We start from the raw sequence: 16,662 nt of genomic DNA on the forward strand, positions 1-16,662 counted from the left end.
TCCCTAACCGCCGATGGCGCGGTTCAGCAGCAGTTCGCACACCTCGGCCGACAGCAGGCTCTCGCCACGGTGATCCAGCGTCAGATGACACCAGGCGTCGGCGATCTGCGGGCTGGCGTGCTGCAGCAGCTGCGCGGCGCAGCACAGGTCGAACAGCTGCTGGGTCAGCAGCCGCCCCATCTCTTCACGCGGTTGCCGGGCACGCTGCTGCCACTGCCGCCAGGCGCGATCGAACAACCGATTCTGGCCGCGCACCGGCTGCAGCTCGAACTGCAACATCTCGAGCGCGCCCGGCAGTTTGTGCAGGCTGCGCAACACGTCCAGACACATGATGTTGCCAGAGCCCTCCCAGATGCTGTTCACCGGCATTTCACGGTACAGGCGCGGCAGTTCACTCTCCTCGCAGTAACCGATGCCGCCCAGCACCTCCATCGCCTCGGCGATGAACGGCATGCCCTGGCGGCAAATGCTGTATTTGGCCGCCGGGGTCAGCAGACGGCTGTAGATCAGTTCGCCTTCATTGCTGCGGCTTTCCCAGGCGCGAGCCAGCCGGAACAGCAACGCAGTATGCCCTTCCAGCCGCAGCGCCATGCGCGCCAAGACCTGGCGCATCAGCGGTTGTTCTATCAACAGCTTGCCGAACGCCTGCCGCTGCAGCGCATGATACAGCGCCACCGACAGCCCGCGGCGCATCAGGCCGTGGCTGCCCAGCGAACAGTCGAAACGGGTCAGGCCGCCCATCTTCAGGATATGCCGCACGCCGTCGCCCTCATCGCCCAGCAGCCAGGCCGCGGCATCCTGAAACTCCACCTCGCTGCTGGCGTTGGAGCGGTTGCCCAGCTTGTCTTTCAACCGCTCAAGGCGAATGGCGTTGCGGCTGCCGTCCGGCAAAATGCGCGGCAGGAAGAAGCAGGACAGCCCGCCTTCGGCCTGCGCCAGCACCAGGTGCGCATCGCTCTGCGGCACTGAGAAGAACCACTTGTGCCCCACCAGCCGGTAGGCTTCGCCCGGCCCGCGCGCGCCGAGCGGCGTGGCGGTGGTGGTATTGCTCAAGACATCGGAGCCGCCCTGTTTCTCCGTCATGCCCATGCCGATCAGCAGACCGCGCTTTTGCCCGCCCGGCAGCAGGTGAGCGTCATAACGGTCCGACAGCAGCGGCGTCAGCCAGGAGCGAAACTCGGCCGGTAAAGCCTGCAGCAACAGCGGCGTGGCGCCGAAGGTCATGGTCACCGGGCACAGCGTGCCGGCCTCGACCTGCGCATGCAGCATAAAGCGCGCGGCGCGCGCCACGAAGGAACCGATGCGCGCATCCTCCTGCCAGGGCAGGTTGTGCACCCGATTGGCGATCAGGCCCTGCATCAGAATATGCCAGGCGGGGTGAAAGCGAACGTCGTCCAGCCGCTGGCCAGTGGCGTCGTAGCGCAACAGTTCCGGCGGGTTGGCGTTAGCCAGCCGCCCCAGCTCCAGCGACTCCTGGGTACCGAGCTGCTGGCCCAGCGAGGCCAATACCTCGGCGTCCCAACCGCCTTGTTCACGCTGCAACGCTTCGCGCAGCGGCGTATCGGAGAGAAACAGGTTGCTGTTGCCCAGCGGCTTGGGTTGGTTAAAAACGGTGTGCGTAGTCCAGACCATGAGAGTGCTCCCTGAAAAAAGCGTCAGGGATAAGTATGGTCGGCGCAGAGATTTCTGCCGCAGGCGGGATCACAAGAGGGGGAATTAACGGGGGCACGGGGCCCCCGTCAGAAGAATCAGCCGCGCTGACGCACCGCTTCGAACAGGCAGATGCCGGTGGCGACCGACACGTTCAGCGAAGAGACGGTGCCGGCCATCGGGATGCTGATCAGCTCGTCGCAGTGTTCGCGAGTCAGGCGACGCATGCCTTCGCCTTCCGCGCCCATCACCAGCGCCATCGGGCCGGTCATTTTGCTCTGATACAGCGTATGGTCGGCTTCGCCGGCGGTGCCCACCACCCAGACATTCATCTCTTGCAGCTGACGCAGCGTACGCGCCAGGTTGGTCACGCGGATCAACGGCACGTTTTCGGCGGCACCACAGGCCACTTTCTTGGCGGTGGCGTTCAGCTGGGCGGAACGGTCGCGCGGCACGATCACCGCGTGCACGCCGGCTGCGTCGGCGCTGCGCAGGCAGGCACCGAGATTGTGCGGGTCGGTCACGCCGTCCAGCACCAGCAGGAACGGGGTCGCCACGCTTTCCAGCAGGCCTGGCAGATCGTTCTCCTGATACTGACGCCCTTCGCGCACCCGGGCGATGATCCCCTGGTGCACCGCGCCTTCAACCTTGTCATCCAGCCATTGGCGGTTCGCCACCTGGATCACGATGCCGGTCGCTTCCAGCTCGGCGATCAGCGGTTGCAGACGGCGATCTTCGCGGCCTTTCAGGATAAACACTTCCAGGAAGCGTTGCGGATCGCGCTCTAACAGGGCTTTGACGGCGTGGATGCCGTAAATAATTTCGCTCATGATGCTCTTTTAAATTCGTGCGGCCGGCGATAACCGGCCGATGATAACGATGTGCGGCAGGTTAAGCCTGCTCGGCACCTTTCTTCTTGGCTGCGCGTTTGGCTTTGGTCGCCGCCGCGATTTTCCGCGTTTTGTCGGACGCTTTCTTGGCTTTCTTTTTCGCCTTCTTCACGTTGTCCGCAGGCTTGGTGTCATCCTGCTTGCGGAAGGCGCTGTCCGGTTCGAAGTTGGCCGGCGGTTTGCCGCCGCGGCGCTTGCCGCGCCCCGCGTTGCCGCTGTCGCGCAGCGTGCGCTGGCCGCCCTTCTTGGCGCGATCGCGCTCGGTTTTGCCTTCACCGCGCGCTTTGCGGGTGCTGGATACCAGCGCGAAGTCGATCTTGCGCTCGTCCATATGCACCGCATCCACGCGGATCTCCACCGTATCCCCCAGGCGATAGACCGTGCCGGAAGACTCGCCGATCAGGCGCTGGCCGATATTATCGTAGCGATAGTAATCATTATCCAGCGTTGATACGTGCACCAGCCCGTCGATAAACAGATCGTTCAGGCGCACGAAGAAGCCGAAGCCGGTCACGCTGGAGATGATGCCGCTGAACACTTCACCGACGTGATCCTGCATGAAGTCGCACTTCAGCCAGTCGGCGACGTTGCGCGTCGCTTCGTCCGCGCGGCGCTCGGTCATCGAACAGTGCTCGCCCAGCTGCAGCATCTCTTCGAATTCGCTGTGCCAGCCGCCGGTCGGCGTCCAGCGCTCTTTCGGCTCGCCGTGTTCTTTAGCCAGCTGGTATTTGATCGCACGGTGCAGCGCCAGATCCGGATAACGGCGGATCGGCGAGGTGAAGTGGCCGTAAGACGCCAGCGCCAGGCCGAAGTGACCGCGGTTTTCCGGATCGTAAATCGCCTGCTTCATCGAACGCAGCAGCATGGTTTGCAGCATTTCGTGGTCAGGGCGCTCGGTCACTTCATCCATCAGCACCGCATAGTCCTTCGGCTGCGGCTTGTTGCCGCCGCCCAGCGTCAGCCCCAGCTCGCTCAGCACGCTGCGCAGCGCAGAGATGTGGTCGTCGCTCGGACGATCGTGCACGCGGTACAGCGCCGGCTCGTTGCGTTTCTCGACGAAGCGCGCGGCCGCCACGTTGGCCATGATCATGCACTCTTCGATCAGCTTGTGGGCGTCGTTGCGCACCGTCGGCTCCACGCGCTCGATGCGGCGTTCGGCGTTGAAGATGAACTTGGCTTCTTCGGTTTCAAACGCGATGCCGCCGCGCTCGGCGCGCGCCTTATCCAGCACCTTATACATCGCGTGCAGCTCTTCCAGGTGCTTGACCAGCGGGTGGTAATGCTCGCGCAGCTCCTGATCGCCCTGCAGAATGTGCCACACCTTGTTGTAGGTCAGGCGGGCGTGCGAGCTCATCACCGCCTCGTAGAATTTGGCCGTGGACAGGCGCCCCTGGGCAGAGATGGTCATCTCGCATACCATGCACAGGCGATCGACCTGTGGGTTCAGGGAGCACAGTCCGTTGGACAGCACTTCCGGCAGCATCGGGATCACCTGCGACGGGAAGTAGACCGAGTTGCCACGGCTGCGCGCTTCGTCATCCAGCGCGGTGCGTGGACGCACATAGTAGCTGACGTCGGCTATCGCGACCCACAGGCGCCAGCCGCCGCCGCGTTTTTTCTCGCAGTACACAGCGTCGTCGAAGTCGCGCGCATCTTCACCGTCGATGGTGACCAACGGCAGTTTGCGCAGATCGACGCGGCCCTTCTTGGCCGCTTCCGGCACCTGCTCGCTGAGATCGGCCACCTGCTTTTCCACCTGCGGCGGCCAGGTATGCGGGATCTCATGGGTGCGCAGCGCGATGTCCACCGCCATGCTGGTGCCCATTTTGTCGCCGAGGATCTCGACGATCTTGCCGACCGCCTTGGTACGGCGGGTCGGGCGCTGAGTCAGCTCCACCACCACCATAAAGCCCATGCGCGCGCCGCTGACGCTGTCGGCTGGGATCAGAATATCGAAGCTCAGACGGCTGTCGTCCGGCACCACGAAGCCGGTACCGGCGTCCATGAAGAAGCGGCCGACAATCTGGCTGGTTTTCGGCACCAGCACGCGCACGATGCGCGCTTCGCGGCGCCCTTTACGGTCCGCACCCAGCGCCTGCGCCAGCACCACATCACCGTGGATCGCCATTTTCATCTGTTCGGCAGACAGGTACAGATCGTCTTTGCTGCCTTCAACGCGCAGGAAGCCGTAGCCGTCGCGGTGGCCGATCACCGTGCCGCGCAGCAGATCCAAACGCTCCGGCAGCGCATAGCACTGGCGGCGGGTAAACACTAACTGGCCATCGCGCTCCATGGCGCGCAGGCGGCGACGCAGCGCTTCCAGCTGCTCTTCACCGCTGAGGCCCAATTCGTTGCCCAGTTCTTCGCGACTGGCCGGCGTTTCTCGTTTCGCCAAATGGGCCAGGATAAATTCACGGCTGGGGATAGGGGATTCGTATTTTTCTGCTTCTCGTTCCAGGAATGGATCTTGTGACATTGCGGTTCCTCCGTTGTCATCAGCAGGATGACGTTGAGCCTTGTCTTCTCAACGTCGTTTTATTCGACAAGCAATAGCTTGTAGAGCGGCGGATTGTCTTCGACCATGTCGGCCAACGTATGCTTATCCAGCTCTTCAAGGAAATTCTGTACGCCCTGTTGGAGCACCTGCTTCAATCGGCAGGCAGGGGTGATGTGGCAAAAATCACTGCTGCAGTTAACCAGCGCAAGCGGCTCCAGCGCCCGCACGACGTCACCGAGGCGAATGCTCTCGGCCGGTTTACCCAAACGAATGCCGCCATGCTTGCCGCGCACCGCCGTGACAAAACCGACCCGGCTCAACTGATTGATGATCTTCACCATATGGTTGCGGGACACGCCATAAACCTCAGTCACTTCCGAGATGTTGGTCATCTTGTCCTGCGGCAACGAGGCCATGTAGATCAACGCCCGCAGGCCATAATCAGTAAAACTTGTTAACTGCACATCTTACCTCTGGGTATCACTTTACCCGTCTGATACGCCGCTTTTCGGCGCTATTCAAAAGATTACTCATTGGATAATAAACCAGCCGGAGAGTTCGTCGCTAATTATTTAGCGGATCCCGCGCCCTAAGGCGAGTTTATGAAAGGATTTTTTGACGTGAAACCGCAATCGGAGGGAGTCAGGATAAAAACAAACCGGGACGCGCCCGGTTTGTTTAATGCCGCAAAGCCTGATTATGCGTCGAACGGGTCGCGCAGGATCATGGTTTCGCTGCGGTCCGGGCCAGTAGAGATGATGTCTACCGGTACGCCGGTCACTTCTTCGATGCGCTTGATGTAGTTCAGCGCAGCCTGAGGCAGCTTGCTGTGCTCTTTCACGCCAAAGGTCGTTTCGCTCCAGCCCGGCATGATTTCGTAGATAGGCTCGATGCCTTCCCAACCTTCAGCCGCCAGCGGAGTGGTGTCCACTTCGCGGCCGTCCGGCATGCGGTAGCCCACGCAGATCTTCACTTCTTTCAGGCCGTCCAGGACGTCCAGTTTGGTCAGGCAGAAGCCGGACAGGGAGTTAATCTGCACGGCACGACGCACCGCTACCGCGTCCAACCAGCCGGTACGACGACGACGGCCGGTGGTGGCGCCGAACTCGTTACCCTGCTTGCACAGGTACTCACCGGTTTCATCGAACAGTTCGGTTGGGAACGGGCCTGCACCCACGCGAGTGGAGTAGGCTTTCACGATACCCAGCACGTAGTCCACATAACGCGGGCCAATGCCGGAACCGGTAGCCACGCCGCCGGCGGTGGTGTTGGAAGAGGTCACGTACGGATAAGTACCGTGGTCGATATCCAGCAGGGTGCCCTGAGCGCCTTCGAACATGATCAGGTCGCCACGCTTGCGTGCGCCGTCCAGCAGTTCGGAAACGTCAACCACCATGGCGGTCAGGATGTCGGCGATAGACAGTACGTAGTCCAGCGTCGCCTGATAATCGACGGCTTCAACTTTGTAGTAGTTGACCAGCTGGAAGTTGTGGTAATCGACGATCTCTTTCAGCTTAACGGCGAAGGTTTCTTTATTGAACAGGTCGCTGACACGCAGGCCGCGACGAGCCACTTTATCTTCGTAAGCCGGGCCAATGCCGCGACCGGTGGTGCCGATCGCTTTCGCGCCGCGCGCTTTCTCACGCGCGTTGTCCAACGCAACGTGGTAAGGCAGGATCAGCGGGCAAGCTTCAGAGAGTAACAGACGTTCGCGTACCGGGATGCCACGCGCTTCGAGTTCACCCATTTCTTTCATCAACGCGTCCGGCGCCAGAACAACACCGTTGCCGATGATGCTGGTGACGTTTTCACGCAGAATACCTGAAGGAATTAAATGAAGGACGGTTTTTTCACCGTTGATTACCAGAGTGTGGCCAGCGTTATGGCCACCTTGGTAGCGCACAACATATTGAGCCCGTTCAGTCAGCAGGTCTACAACCTTGCCTTTACCTTCGTCACCCCATTGGGTGCCCAGTACGACGACGTTCTTACCCATTTTTCAAAATCACCGATTGCTTAAAAATGGATTCTACCACCGTAATTTTCGATTTTCAGCACTTTTAGCATACGATTGCATAAATTTTGGGCTAGACTTTAAAGACCCGTGCGGCCGCTCAACATGTAGTAGATCACGCAGCCCGCAACCACTATTCCACCACCAAATCGCCGCAGCGTCGCGTCCGGCAGCTGCGACATCGCCACAATCATTTTGCGCCAGGCCTGCGGAAACAGCATCGGCCCTAACCCTTCCAGCACCAGGACCAGCCCGAGCGCCAGCCAAATCGTTGAGTTCATGCATCCCCCAAAAACGAGAAAGGGCCCGCGTAAACGGGCCCTCGGTCAGATTGCCTGCCGCGCTTATTTGCGCAGGGTATCAGGCGACTTCATGTAGCGGAAGAAATCGCTGTCCGGGCTCAGTACCAGCACGTCCTGGTTGTCCTTGAAGCTGGCTTCATAGGCACGCAGGCTGCGGATAAAGGCATAGAAGTCCGGATCCTGGCTGAACGCGTTGGCGAACAGTTTAGCCGCTTCGGCATCGCCTTCACCGCGGGTGATACGCGCCTGACGCTCGGCTTCCGCCAAGGTACGGGTCACTTCGTAGTCCGCGCTGGCGCGCAGTTTCTCAGCTTCTTCCTGGCCCTGCGAGCGCAGACGACGGGCTACCGCTTCACGCTCGGCGCGCATACGCTGGTAGATGGCGTCGGACACTTCGGCCGGCAGGTTGATCTGCTTGATACGTACGTCGATCACCTCGATGCCCAACGCCGCCATGCTGTTCGGGTTAACCTGCGGCTGTTTGCCGGTGGTTTCCCGTTCAACGCGCGCCGCCGCAGAGGCGATAGCGTCATCGGCTTCGGTGGTCGCCACTTCTTCGCCGTCACCCACGGTGCCGGTGTTCAGCGCGTCACGCACGTCAGACATCAGCTTGCCGCGCGAGTCGGTCACGATGTCTTTCACGTCCAGACGGCCGATTTCGGAACGCAGACGGTCGCTGAACTTGCGTTTCAGCAGCACTTCGGCCTGGGAGACGTCGCCGCCGCCGGTCGCCAGATAGTAGCGGCTGAAGTCGCTGATACGCCACTTCAGATAGGAATCGACGATCAGGTCTTTCTTCTCGCTGGTCACGAAGCGATCGGCCTGGTTATCCATGGTCTGAATACGCGCATCCAGGTTCTTCACGGTCTCGATGAACGGGATCTTGAGGTGCAGACCCGGCGCATACACCAGCGGCTTGTTTTCGCCGTCGCGCAGAACCTTGCCGAAGCGCAGCACGATGCCGCGCTGGCCTTCCTGCACCACGAACAGCGAAGCGTACAGCACCACCAGCACCGCGAGGACAATAACTACAAAAGACTTACGCATTGATTACTCTCTCCCTACGCGAGTGGTGTCGTCACGCTGCGCATTCGCCCGGCGCTGATCCATAATCGAACCGCCGCTGGTACGCGGAGCGCTGCTGTTGGCAGCCGGCGCAGGATTCGGATTGAGACGAATCAGGCTGGTATCCTTGTTGCCGCTCTCCGTTGCCGCGCCTTGACCGCGCAGCATCTGATCCAGCGGCAGCACCATCAGGTTGTTGCCTTTGTCGCTCACCAACACCTTACGGGTATGGCCCAGCACTTTTTCCATGGTTTCGATATACAGACGCTCGCGAGTAATCTGCGGTGCGGACTTGTATTCCGGCAACAGCTTGGCAAAGCGCGCCACCTCACCCTGAGCTTCCAGGACGGTACGGTCTTTATAAGCCTTGGAGTCTTCCAGCAGACGCTGCGCCTGGCCGTTCGCACGCGGCTGAACTTCGTTGGCGTAAGCTTCCGCTTCACGGATGTATTGCTGCTCGTTCTCACGCGCAGCGATCGCATCGTCGAACGACGCCTTCACCTCTTCCGGTGGACGCGCCGCCTGGAAGTTGACGTCCAGCAACGTGATACCCATGTTGTAAGGACGAATAGTCTCTTCCAACATGCGCTGCGTATCGTTACGCACCACGGTACGGCCTTCGGTCAGGATGCGGTCCATCGAGTATTTGCCGATCACGCCGCGCAGGGCGCTGTCGGTCGCCTGGCTCAGGCTGTCGTCGGCATTGACGACGCTGAACAGGTACGCTTCCGGGTTGGTCACGCGGTACTGCACGTTCATTTCCACGCGCACCACGTTTTCATCGGAGGTCAGCATCACGCCGGACGCCGCCAGCTCGCGCACGGACTCCACGTTCACCGGACGCACGTCATCGATGAAGGTCGGCTTCCAGTTCAGGCCCGGCTGCACCAGGTGGCTGAACTTACCGAAACGCGTCACAACGCCGCGTTCGGCTTCCTTGATGGTGTAGAAGCCGCTGGCGGCCCAGATCACCACCACGGCAACCGCCGCGATACCGATAATGCGGCCGCTGAAGCCCGGACCAGAGGTGCCGGTGCCGCCGCTATTGCTGTTGGAGCCTTTGCCCCCGCCGAAACCGCTCAATTTCTTGCTCAGTTTGCGGAAGATATCGTCCAAATCAGGTGGCCCTTGATCACGACCGCCTTTGTTGTTACCGCCAGAGTTGCCGCCATTATTATTGCTGCTCCCCCACGGGTCGCGGTCCTGTCCGTTATTACCGGGCTGATTCCACGCCATGTTTTAGCTCCATATTCTGTGATTGGGTACTTCAGGCTTTCGCGAAGCATAAATGTAACAGGATATGATCATACGATAAAGTCAATCAGGTCCTGTTCTTGCTTGCAGAGACGACGCCATTCGACGATCGGCATTCGCACCACCACGCCAATGCTGCCGTCCTCTTCGTTCCACTCTTTTTCAATCGCCTGAAGCTGGTAAAAACGGCTGCGAAGACGGCCTGCCCGTGGCGGTAAGCGCAATTCGTAATGCGCGATCTCCCCCGATAAGCGCTCCGTCAACGCCTGATACAGCAACGGAATACCCTCTCCGCTGGCGGCGGACAGCCACACCCGGATCGGCAGGTTTTCGTCGTTGCGGTCGATACGCGGCACAAAATCGTCCAGCATATCTATTTTGTTCATCACTAACAGTGTAGGAATTTCATCCGAGTCTATCTCCGCCAGCACGGTGTTCACCGCTTCGATGTTCTCATCGACGCGCGGATCTGCGGCATCGATGACGTGCAGTAGCAAAGACGCCTGGCGCGTTTCCTGCAGCGTCGCCTTGAAGGCGGCCACCAGATCGTGCGGCAGGTGCCGGATAAAGCCTACGGTATCCGCCAACACGGTATCCCCCACGTCCGGCACGTCAATGCGCCGCAACGTAGGATCCAGGGTGGCAAATAGCTGGTCCGCCGCATACACCTCGGCAGACGTTATTCGGTTAAACAGGGTGGATTTGCCGGCGTTGGTGTAGCCCACCAGCGATACGGTCGGCACATCGGCACGGGTCCGCGCGCGTCGGCCTTGTTCACGCTGCTTTTCTACCCGCTCGAGGCGGCGCAGAATCAAGCTGATGCGATCGCGCAACAGGCGACGGTCGGTCTCAAGCTGGGTTTCCCCCGGCCCGCGCAGGCCAATCCCCCCTTTTTGCCGCTCCAGGTGCGTCCAACCGCGTACCAGACGCGTGGCGATGTGACGCAACTGCGCCAGCTCCACCTGCAGCTTACCTTCATGGGTGCGGGCACGCTGGGCGAAGATGTCTAAAATCAGCCCGGTGCGATCGATCACCCGGCATTCGCACAGGCGCTCGAGGTTTCTTTCCTGCGCCGGGGAAAGGGAATGATCAAACAGGACAACAGACGCGCCGCTGGCTTTCACCGCATCTGCAATTTCTTCGGCCTTTCCTTCGCCGACAAAGTACTTCGGATGCGGGGCTTTGCGGCTACCAGTCACCACTTGCAAAGCTTCGACACCGGCTGAGGAAACCAACGATTCGAACTCGTTGAGGTCTTCCGTATCTTTGTCTTGCGAGAAATAGATATGAACCAGTACGGCCTGCTCACCGGCTTCATAACGGTCAAACAAGCGTGCAACCTCTCAAACGGACACTCACCGTGAGTTTGGGGGACATAAACAGCCCGCGGCTGCTTATGCTCCCCGTCATGGTTGACTTGCAACGCGCTTTATTCAGCGTCATCGCTTTCCTGCTGCGGCTGTTGCTGCGCAGACGGATTGTTACCATGGTGATAGTTGCTTGAACCGCCGCTCGGATTGTTGCTGTGATGCGAGACCGGGCGTGACGGGACAACGGTAGAGATAGCGTGCTTGTACACCATCTGGCTAACCGTGTTCTTCAACAGGATGACAAACTGGTCAAAAGACTCAATCTGGCCTTGCAGCTTAATACCATTCACCAAATAAATAGAAACCGGAACACGTTCACGACGCAATGCGTTCAGGAACGGATCTTGCAAAGATTGCCCCTTAGCCATTCTATCTTTTCCTTATTTGCTTGTTGTTTGTAACTAAGAACCTGTCGGCTCTAAAATAAACGACGTAAAAAATTTGCGCGCTGAATACTCAGCAATTGTACACAATCACCCAACCTATGCACTAACAACCTGTGTCACCGAGTCCAAAGCCTCTCCCGGCTTTTCACTGTCCAACCAATGGACCGACTCCCAACCCCGTAACCAGGTCATCTGACGTTTAGCCAACTGACGTGTTGCGCAAATACCACGATAAACCATCTCATCGTAACTAATTTCACCAGACAAGTATGACCACATCTGGCGGTAACCGACACAGCGAATGGAGGGCAAGTCCGTATGCAAATCACCCCGTGCGAAAAGTGCACGCGCTTCCGTCTCAAAACCCGCCGCCAACATTTGATGGTACCGCAGCTCGATGCGTTGATGGATCAACTCACGGCTGGTCGGCGCTATCGCAAATTGGTGAACTTGATACGGTAACGATTCACCCGAAATTTGAGTCAGTTCCGTTAAAGTTTTACCCGAAATAAAAAAAACTTCCAGTGCTCTGGACAGTCTCTGCGGATCATTCGGATGAATTCTCACTGCCGCGACCGGATCGATCGCCTGCAACTGACGGTGCAGCGCCTCCCAGCCCTGCTCCGCCGCTTGGCGTTCGATGCGCTCGCGCACCGCGGGATCGGCGGAGGGCAGCGGCGACAATCCTTCCAGCAACGCCTTGAAATACAACATGGTGCCGCCGACCAGCAGCGGAATGCGCCCGGCGGCGGTGATATCGGCCATCTCCTTCAGCGCGTCGGCGCGGAACTCCGCGGCCGAGTAAGCTTCGGCGGGATCGCGAATATCGATCAGCCGATGCGGCGCCTGCGCCAATTCTTCGGCGCTCGGCTTGGCGGTGCCGATATCCATGCCGCGGTAAATCAGCGCGGAATCGACGCTGATCAGTTCCACCGGCAGGCGTTCGCGCAGCGCGATCGCCAGCGCGGTCTTGCCTGAGGCGGTCGGCCCCATGATGAAAATAGCCGGGGGACGTGGTGTCATTTCAGTGTTAGTCATGCTTGAGGGCCGCCAGTGCGGCCTGTAAATCAACGGGTTGTAAAAGTCCGCTCGGTGGCGATTTGACCAGCTGCGGGCAAAGTCGTTCAACGTCGGTCAGCAATTGTATCGCTTGCGAGGTGTTCCACTGTTCATGTTCGCTGCCAAGACGGCGAGCGAGCCAGGTGGCCAGCACCACGGGCGACATCTCCTGATGTTCGGCCAGATAGCCTAACAGTTCGGGTATCAGTTTTTGTAAATTTTGTTGGCGTAATGGTAAAGGCACTGCGCGCAGCGTCACACGGCCGTGATCCGTCTGCAGATCCAGCCCCATCATCGTCAGCAGCGCCTGATGCCGTGCAATGGCCGCCGCTTCGTTCTTATCCAACGTCAGCTTGATCGGTATCAGCAGCGGTTGCGGCCGCAGCCCTTCCGTCGGCGGATTGAGCTGCGCCTGGCGCAGCCAGCGTTCGGCCACCGTCAGATTGAGCAACGCCGGCTGCTGGCGCTGTTCAATCAGCGCGTAGCACGGCGGATGGATCATCAGCACCCGGCCAAAGCTGTGTTGTCCGCTCGCCAACGGCGTTTCCACGGCGGCTTTCGCCGGCGGGAACAGCGGCGGCTTGCTCGAAACTTCCGGCGCCGCATCGGCCGGTGGCTCGGTGGCGGGCTGCATCAGTTTGCCGTACAGCTCGCCTTCGCGTTTCTGGTAACCGCCCGCCGTTTGCCAACCGGGCTGCGGCGCGCGCTCGCGGACGGCGCCGGCCGATGACGGCGTTTCGCGACGCGGCGCCGGCTGAGAAAAATGGTTGCCGCCGGCGGCGACGCGGTTTTCCTGCTGCCAGACCGGCGCGGGCGCTTCGTCGGGCGTTTCCGCCAGCGGCAGCGACGGTGTCTGACTGGCCTGTTGCAGCACGGTGGTCACCGCCTGGTAGATAAAATCGTGTACCAGCCGCGCCTGATGGAAACGCACCTCGTGCTTGGCGGGATGAACGTTGACGTCCACCTGGTGCGGGTCGACTTCCAGATACAGCACGTAAGCGGGCTGCTGATCGTCTTTTAGCTGATCCTGATAGGCCTGACGAATCGCGTGATTGATCAAGCGATCGCGCATCATGCGGCAATTGACGTAGCAGTATTGCATCTCACCCAGCTGGCGCGCCCCCGCCGGATCCGCCACCCAGCCGCGGATGCTCAGATCGCCGTGTTGCCAGTCGATGTTCAGCGCATGCTGTAAAAACGCCGGGCCGCAGATGCTGCCCAAACGGCGTTCGTGCTGGCTCTCTTCTTTCGCCGCCCGGTATTGGCGGATCAGTTTGCCGTTGTGGCTGAGGTTGATCGCCACATCGAAACGCGCCAGCGCGATGCGCCGCACCACTTCATCGATATGGCCGAATTCGGTTTTCTCGGTACGCATGAACTTGCGGCGCGCCGGCGTGTTGTAAAACAAATCCAGCACTTCCAGCGTGCTGCCGACCGGGTGCGCGGCGGGTTTGACCGTCACCGCCTGCTCGCGCCCTTCGGCATAGGCTTGCCACGCCTCGCTTTGTTCGGCGGTGCGCGACGTCAGGGTCAAACGGGAAACCGAGCTGATACTGGCCAGCGCTTCGCCGCGAAAACCGAGGCTGACGATCGCTTCCAGGTCATCGAGCGTGCTGATTTTACTGGTAGCGTGCCGCGCCAGCGCCAGCGCCAAATCGTCCTTGCCGATGCCGCAGCCGTTATCGCGAATGCGGATCAGCTTGGCACCGCCGCGTTCGATATCGATATCGATGCGCGTCGCACCGGCGTCCAGACTGTTTTCCACCAGCTCTTTGACGACCGACGCGGGGCGTTCAACCACCTCTCCGGCGGCGATCTGGTTGGCGAGCTGTGGCGGTAACACCTGGATAGGCATGCTGACTCCTGTAGCGGTGGCGCTAGGCCTGCGGAATGGTCAGCGTCCGGTCCAGCGGCGCGACGTCCGACTTCAGATTATTGACCCGTTTCAGATCGCCGACGCTGACCCCATAACGAGAAGCGATAGAGGACAGCGTGTCCCCGCGGGCCACTTTATGTTTAGACGGCTTCTTCGCCGGCGTTTTCGCCTTGGCGACGGCGGTGACGGCGGCGGTTTTCCCCGCCGGCACCTTCAGACGTTGCCCGACCCACACGCCGTCTTTTTTCAGTTTGTTCAGATCCCGCAGCGCCGCCATGGTCGTGCCGTAGCTGTCGGCGATGCCAGACAGCGTCTCCGCTCGTTTCACCACGTGGATCTGAGTCTTGCCGCTTTCGCTGCGGCTCGCGCCAGCCGAGCTCACGATAGGCTCAGGCTGGCGCACGTCTGGTGTTGAGGTGTTAACCGCCGCTGCGACGTCCAGCGGTCGGTTTTCCACCTTTGGGTCGGCTTGCAGCGGATGCGCCAGGAAGTAGCTGCGCAGGCCGTTATGAATGGCCTTGGCAATCTTCTCCTGATACGCGCTACTGCCCAGCAGCCGCTCCTCCGTGCTATTACTGATAAATCCGGTTTCCACCAGCAGCGAGGGAATATCCGGCGAACGCAGCACGCCCAGGCTGGCGTGTTCCGGCCGGCGTTTATGCAACGATCCGACGCTCTGCAGCTGCTGCAGCACCTTCACCGCCACATCGTAACCAACGCGCTGCGAGTGGCCGAACTGCAGATCCAGCACCGCCTGGCTCAGATAAGGGTCGGCCTGGCTGTTGGCCAGCAAGTCGCCGGCGCCGCCGAGCAGCTCGGACTGCTTCTCATGCTGTTCGAGCCAACCGGCCATTTCGCTGTTGGCGCGGCGATTGGACAGCACCCATACGGAAGCCCCGCTGGCGCTGCGGTTCGGCGCGGCGTCGGCGTGGATGGAGACCAGTACGTTGGCGCCCTGTTTACGCGCAACGTCGGAACGTCCCATCACCGAGATGAAATAGTCGCCGTTACGCGTCAGCACCGGCTTGAACTGCGGGTCGGCGTCCAGCATCGCCTGCAGGCGACGCGCGATGGCGATGGTGACGTTCTTTTCTTTCAGTCCGCTCGGGCCAATGGCGCCCGGATCCTGGCCGCCGTGGCCGGCGTCGATCGCTACCACCACCCGATCGCCGGAACCGGCGGAAACGCGGCTACTGCGCGGCGTCACCTCGGTGGCGGTGCCTGCAACCACGGTCTGTTTATTGGTAAACGGATTCGATCCCGTCGGCGCTTTGCGCAGCGGCGGCTCCGGCGCTTCACGCACCGCCACCGGCGCCTGGCGCGGTGGCTGGCTGACCGTGACGGGCGCCTGACGCGGCGGTGGATTGACCGCAACCGGCGCTTTACGCACTACGGTATTGGCACTGCCTTCGGCCGTGATAGTGAACACTACGGTGTGCATGCCGCCGTTCTGGCGGGTGGCGACGCGGGTTTTGGCGCGCTGAGTCAGATCAAACACCAAACGCACGCTCTGAGCGTCTTTCGGCGCGCTGGAGCGAATGCTCTTCACCAGGTTTTGGCCGCTGAAATTGAGCGGCAGGCCGCCGACCTTGCCTTTCTGGTTGACGTCAAGCACCACGCGCTCCGGGCCGTGCAGCGGGAAAAACGCGTAGTCCGGCGGACCATTGAAGCTCACCGACACCGTCGCTTCGCGTTGGGCGTTGGACACTTTGATATCGGACAGCGAGGACGCCGCCAGCGCGTTCAACGCGCCGAGCGGCCCCAGCACGGCGATCAGCATGATGACCGCAAATTTTTTCAACACATGCGTCATTGCAGCATCATCCCTGTGATCCATGAATGCGGTCTAACAGCTGGCTGCCGTATGCGGAAATCGCCTCGATCTTCGCCTCTCGCCCCTCGCCCTGATAGCTGAGGTGCAGCGCCAGATCCGGCTCCGGCAGCACGCCAGTGCCCTGCTGCGGCCATTCGACCAGGCAGATGGCGTCTTGCGCGAAGTAATCGCGAATGCCCATAAATTCAAGCTCTTCCGGATCGGCCAGGCGATACAGATCGAAGTGATACACCGCCAGCGGCTGCAAGGCATAGGGTTCCACCAGCGTGTAGGTTGGGCTTTTGACGTTGCCCTGATGCCCCAACGCCTGCAGGAAACCACGGCTGAAGGTGGTTTTACCGGCGCCCAGGTCGCCGTAGAGATAGATGACGCTGGCGCGATCGCAGGCCTTGGCCAAAGTGGTGCCCAAAGCGACAGTCGCTGCCTCGTCCGGCAGAGGTAAAACGAGTTCTTTCATTCGATAAA

At 60.5% G+C, this 16,662-nt stretch carries 14 protein-coding genes; all 14 read right to left on the bottom strand.

Annotation, left to right across the window (positions count from 1 at the left end; genetic code table 11):
* Positions 1–3: 3 nt before the first annotated feature.
* Positions 4–1,632, bottom strand: coding sequence for an isovaleryl-CoA dehydrogenase (locus ACJ8J4_RS16565; protein WP_264383781.1), 1,629 nt, complete (start codon positions 1,630–1,632; stop codon positions 4–6).
* A gap of 116 nt (positions 1,633–1,748) precedes the next feature.
* Positions 1,749–2,480, bottom strand: coding sequence for a 23S rRNA (guanosine(2251)-2'-O)-methyltransferase RlmB (gene rlmB, locus ACJ8J4_RS16570; protein WP_197836444.1), 732 nt, complete (start codon positions 2,478–2,480; stop codon positions 1,749–1,751).
* Positions 2,481–2,541: 61 nt separating this feature from the next.
* Positions 2,542–5,016, bottom strand: coding sequence for a ribonuclease R (rnr, locus tag ACJ8J4_RS16575; protein WP_197836445.1), 2,475 nt, complete (start codon positions 5,014–5,016; stop codon positions 2,542–2,544).
* Positions 5,017–5,075: 59 nt separating this feature from the next.
* Positions 5,076–5,501, bottom strand: coding sequence for a nitric oxide-sensing transcriptional repressor NsrR (nsrR, locus tag ACJ8J4_RS16580; RefSeq protein ID WP_025305023.1), 426 nt, complete (start codon positions 5,499–5,501; stop codon positions 5,076–5,078).
* A gap of 233 nt (positions 5,502–5,734) precedes the next feature.
* A complete protein-coding gene (locus ACJ8J4_RS16585; RefSeq protein ID WP_025305022.1) occupies positions 5,735–7,033 on the bottom strand; it encodes an adenylosuccinate synthase in 1,299 nt (432 codons plus the stop codon).
* Between the two features lie 98 nt (positions 7,034–7,131).
* Positions 7,132–7,332: a DUF2065 domain-containing protein gene (locus tag ACJ8J4_RS16590; protein WP_004933666.1), complete on the bottom strand. Its 201-nt coding sequence runs from the start codon at positions 7,330–7,332 to the stop codon at positions 7,132–7,134.
* A 63-nt stretch (positions 7,333–7,395) separates the two neighbouring features.
* Positions 7,396–8,400, bottom strand: a complete 1,005-nt coding sequence (gene hflC / locus ACJ8J4_RS16595; protein ID WP_004933669.1) for a protease modulator HflC — start codon at positions 8,398–8,400, stop codon at positions 7,396–7,398.
* A 3-nt stretch (positions 8,401–8,403) separates the two neighbouring features.
* A complete protein-coding gene (gene hflK, locus ACJ8J4_RS16600; RefSeq protein ID WP_025305021.1) occupies positions 8,404–9,654 on the bottom strand; it encodes an FtsH protease activity modulator HflK in 1,251 nt (416 codons plus the stop codon).
* A gap of 68 nt (positions 9,655–9,722) precedes the next feature.
* Positions 9,723–11,003: a ribosome rescue GTPase HflX gene (gene hflX, locus ACJ8J4_RS16605; protein ID WP_004933675.1), complete on the bottom strand. Its 1,281-nt coding sequence runs from the start codon at positions 11,001–11,003 to the stop codon at positions 9,723–9,725.
* A 98-nt stretch (positions 11,004–11,101) separates the two neighbouring features.
* Entirely contained in the window at positions 11,102–11,410 is a 309-nt protein-coding gene (hfq, locus tag ACJ8J4_RS16610) for an RNA chaperone Hfq (protein ID WP_004933678.1), read from the bottom strand.
* 114 nt (positions 11,411–11,524) lie between these two features.
* On the bottom strand, positions 11,525–12,466 hold the full coding sequence (gene miaA, locus ACJ8J4_RS16615; RefSeq protein ID WP_025305020.1) for a tRNA (adenosine(37)-N6)-dimethylallyltransferase MiaA: 942 nt from the start codon (positions 12,464–12,466) through the stop codon (positions 11,525–11,527).
* Positions 12,459–14,342, bottom strand: a complete 1,884-nt coding sequence (gene mutL, locus ACJ8J4_RS16620; RefSeq protein ID WP_197836446.1) for a DNA mismatch repair endonuclease MutL — start codon at positions 14,340–14,342, stop codon at positions 12,459–12,461. The genes miaA and mutL overlap by 8 nt, the downstream gene beginning before the upstream one ends.
* 22 nt (positions 14,343–14,364) lie before the next feature.
* Positions 14,365–16,176: an N-acetylmuramoyl-L-alanine amidase AmiB gene (amiB, locus tag ACJ8J4_RS16625; RefSeq protein ID WP_264383778.1), complete on the bottom strand. Its 1,812-nt coding sequence runs from the start codon at positions 16,174–16,176 to the stop codon at positions 14,365–14,367.
* A 7-nt stretch (positions 16,177–16,183) separates the two neighbouring features.
* A complete protein-coding gene (tsaE, locus tag ACJ8J4_RS16630) occupies positions 16,184–16,654 on the bottom strand; it encodes a tRNA (adenosine(37)-N6)-threonylcarbamoyltransferase complex ATPase subunit type 1 TsaE (RefSeq protein WP_025305017.1) in 471 nt (156 codons plus the stop codon).
* Between the last annotated feature and the right edge of the window lie 8 nt (positions 16,655–16,662).

The sequence above is a fragment of the Serratia sp. CY47280 genome (assembly GCF_052168655.1).
GTDB lineage: Bacteria > Pseudomonadota > Gammaproteobacteria > Enterobacterales > Enterobacteriaceae > Serratia > Serratia bockelmannii.

What these genes read in the sequence shown, in the direction of transcription:
- ACJ8J4_RS16585 (WP_025305022.1), bottom strand. Translation starts at nt 7,033, where the DNA reads ATGGGTAAGAACGTCGTCGTACTGGGCACCCAATGGGGTGACGAAGGT.
- ACJ8J4_RS16590 (WP_004933666.1), bottom strand. Translation starts at nt 7,332, where the DNA reads ATGAACTCAACGATTTGGCTGGCGCTCGGGCTGGTCCTGGTGCTGGAA.
- rnr (WP_197836445.1), bottom strand. Translation starts at nt 5,016, where the DNA reads ATGTCACAAGATCCATTCCTGGAACGAGAAGCAGAAAAATACGAATCC.
- rlmB (WP_197836444.1), bottom strand. Translation starts at nt 2,480, where the DNA reads ATGAGCGAAATTATTTACGGCATCCACGCCGTCAAAGCCCTGTTAGAG.
- ACJ8J4_RS16565 (WP_264383781.1), bottom strand. Translation starts at nt 1,632, where the DNA reads ATGGTCTGGACTACGCACACCGTTTTTAACCAACCCAAGCCGCTGGGC.
- tsaE (WP_025305017.1), bottom strand. Translation starts at nt 16,654, where the DNA reads ATGAAAGAACTCGTTTTACCTCTGCCGGACGAGGCAGCGACTGTCGCT.
- hfq (WP_004933678.1), bottom strand. Translation starts at nt 11,410, where the DNA reads ATGGCTAAGGGGCAATCTTTGCAAGATCCGTTCCTGAACGCATTGCGT.
- mutL (WP_197836446.1), bottom strand. Translation starts at nt 14,342, where the DNA reads ATGCCTATCCAGGTGTTACCGCCACAGCTCGCCAACCAGATCGCCGCC.
- hflK (WP_025305021.1), bottom strand. Translation starts at nt 9,654, where the DNA reads ATGGCGTGGAATCAGCCCGGTAATAACGGACAGGACCGCGACCCGTGG.
- hflC (WP_004933669.1), bottom strand. Translation starts at nt 8,400, where the DNA reads ATGCGTAAGTCTTTTGTAGTTATTGTCCTCGCGGTGCTGGTGGTGCTG.
- amiB (WP_264383778.1), bottom strand. Translation starts at nt 16,176, where the DNA reads ATGACGCATGTGTTGAAAAAATTTGCGGTCATCATGCTGATCGCCGTG.
- miaA (WP_025305020.1), bottom strand. Translation starts at nt 12,466, where the DNA reads ATGACTAACACTGAAATGACACCACGTCCCCCGGCTATTTTCATCATG.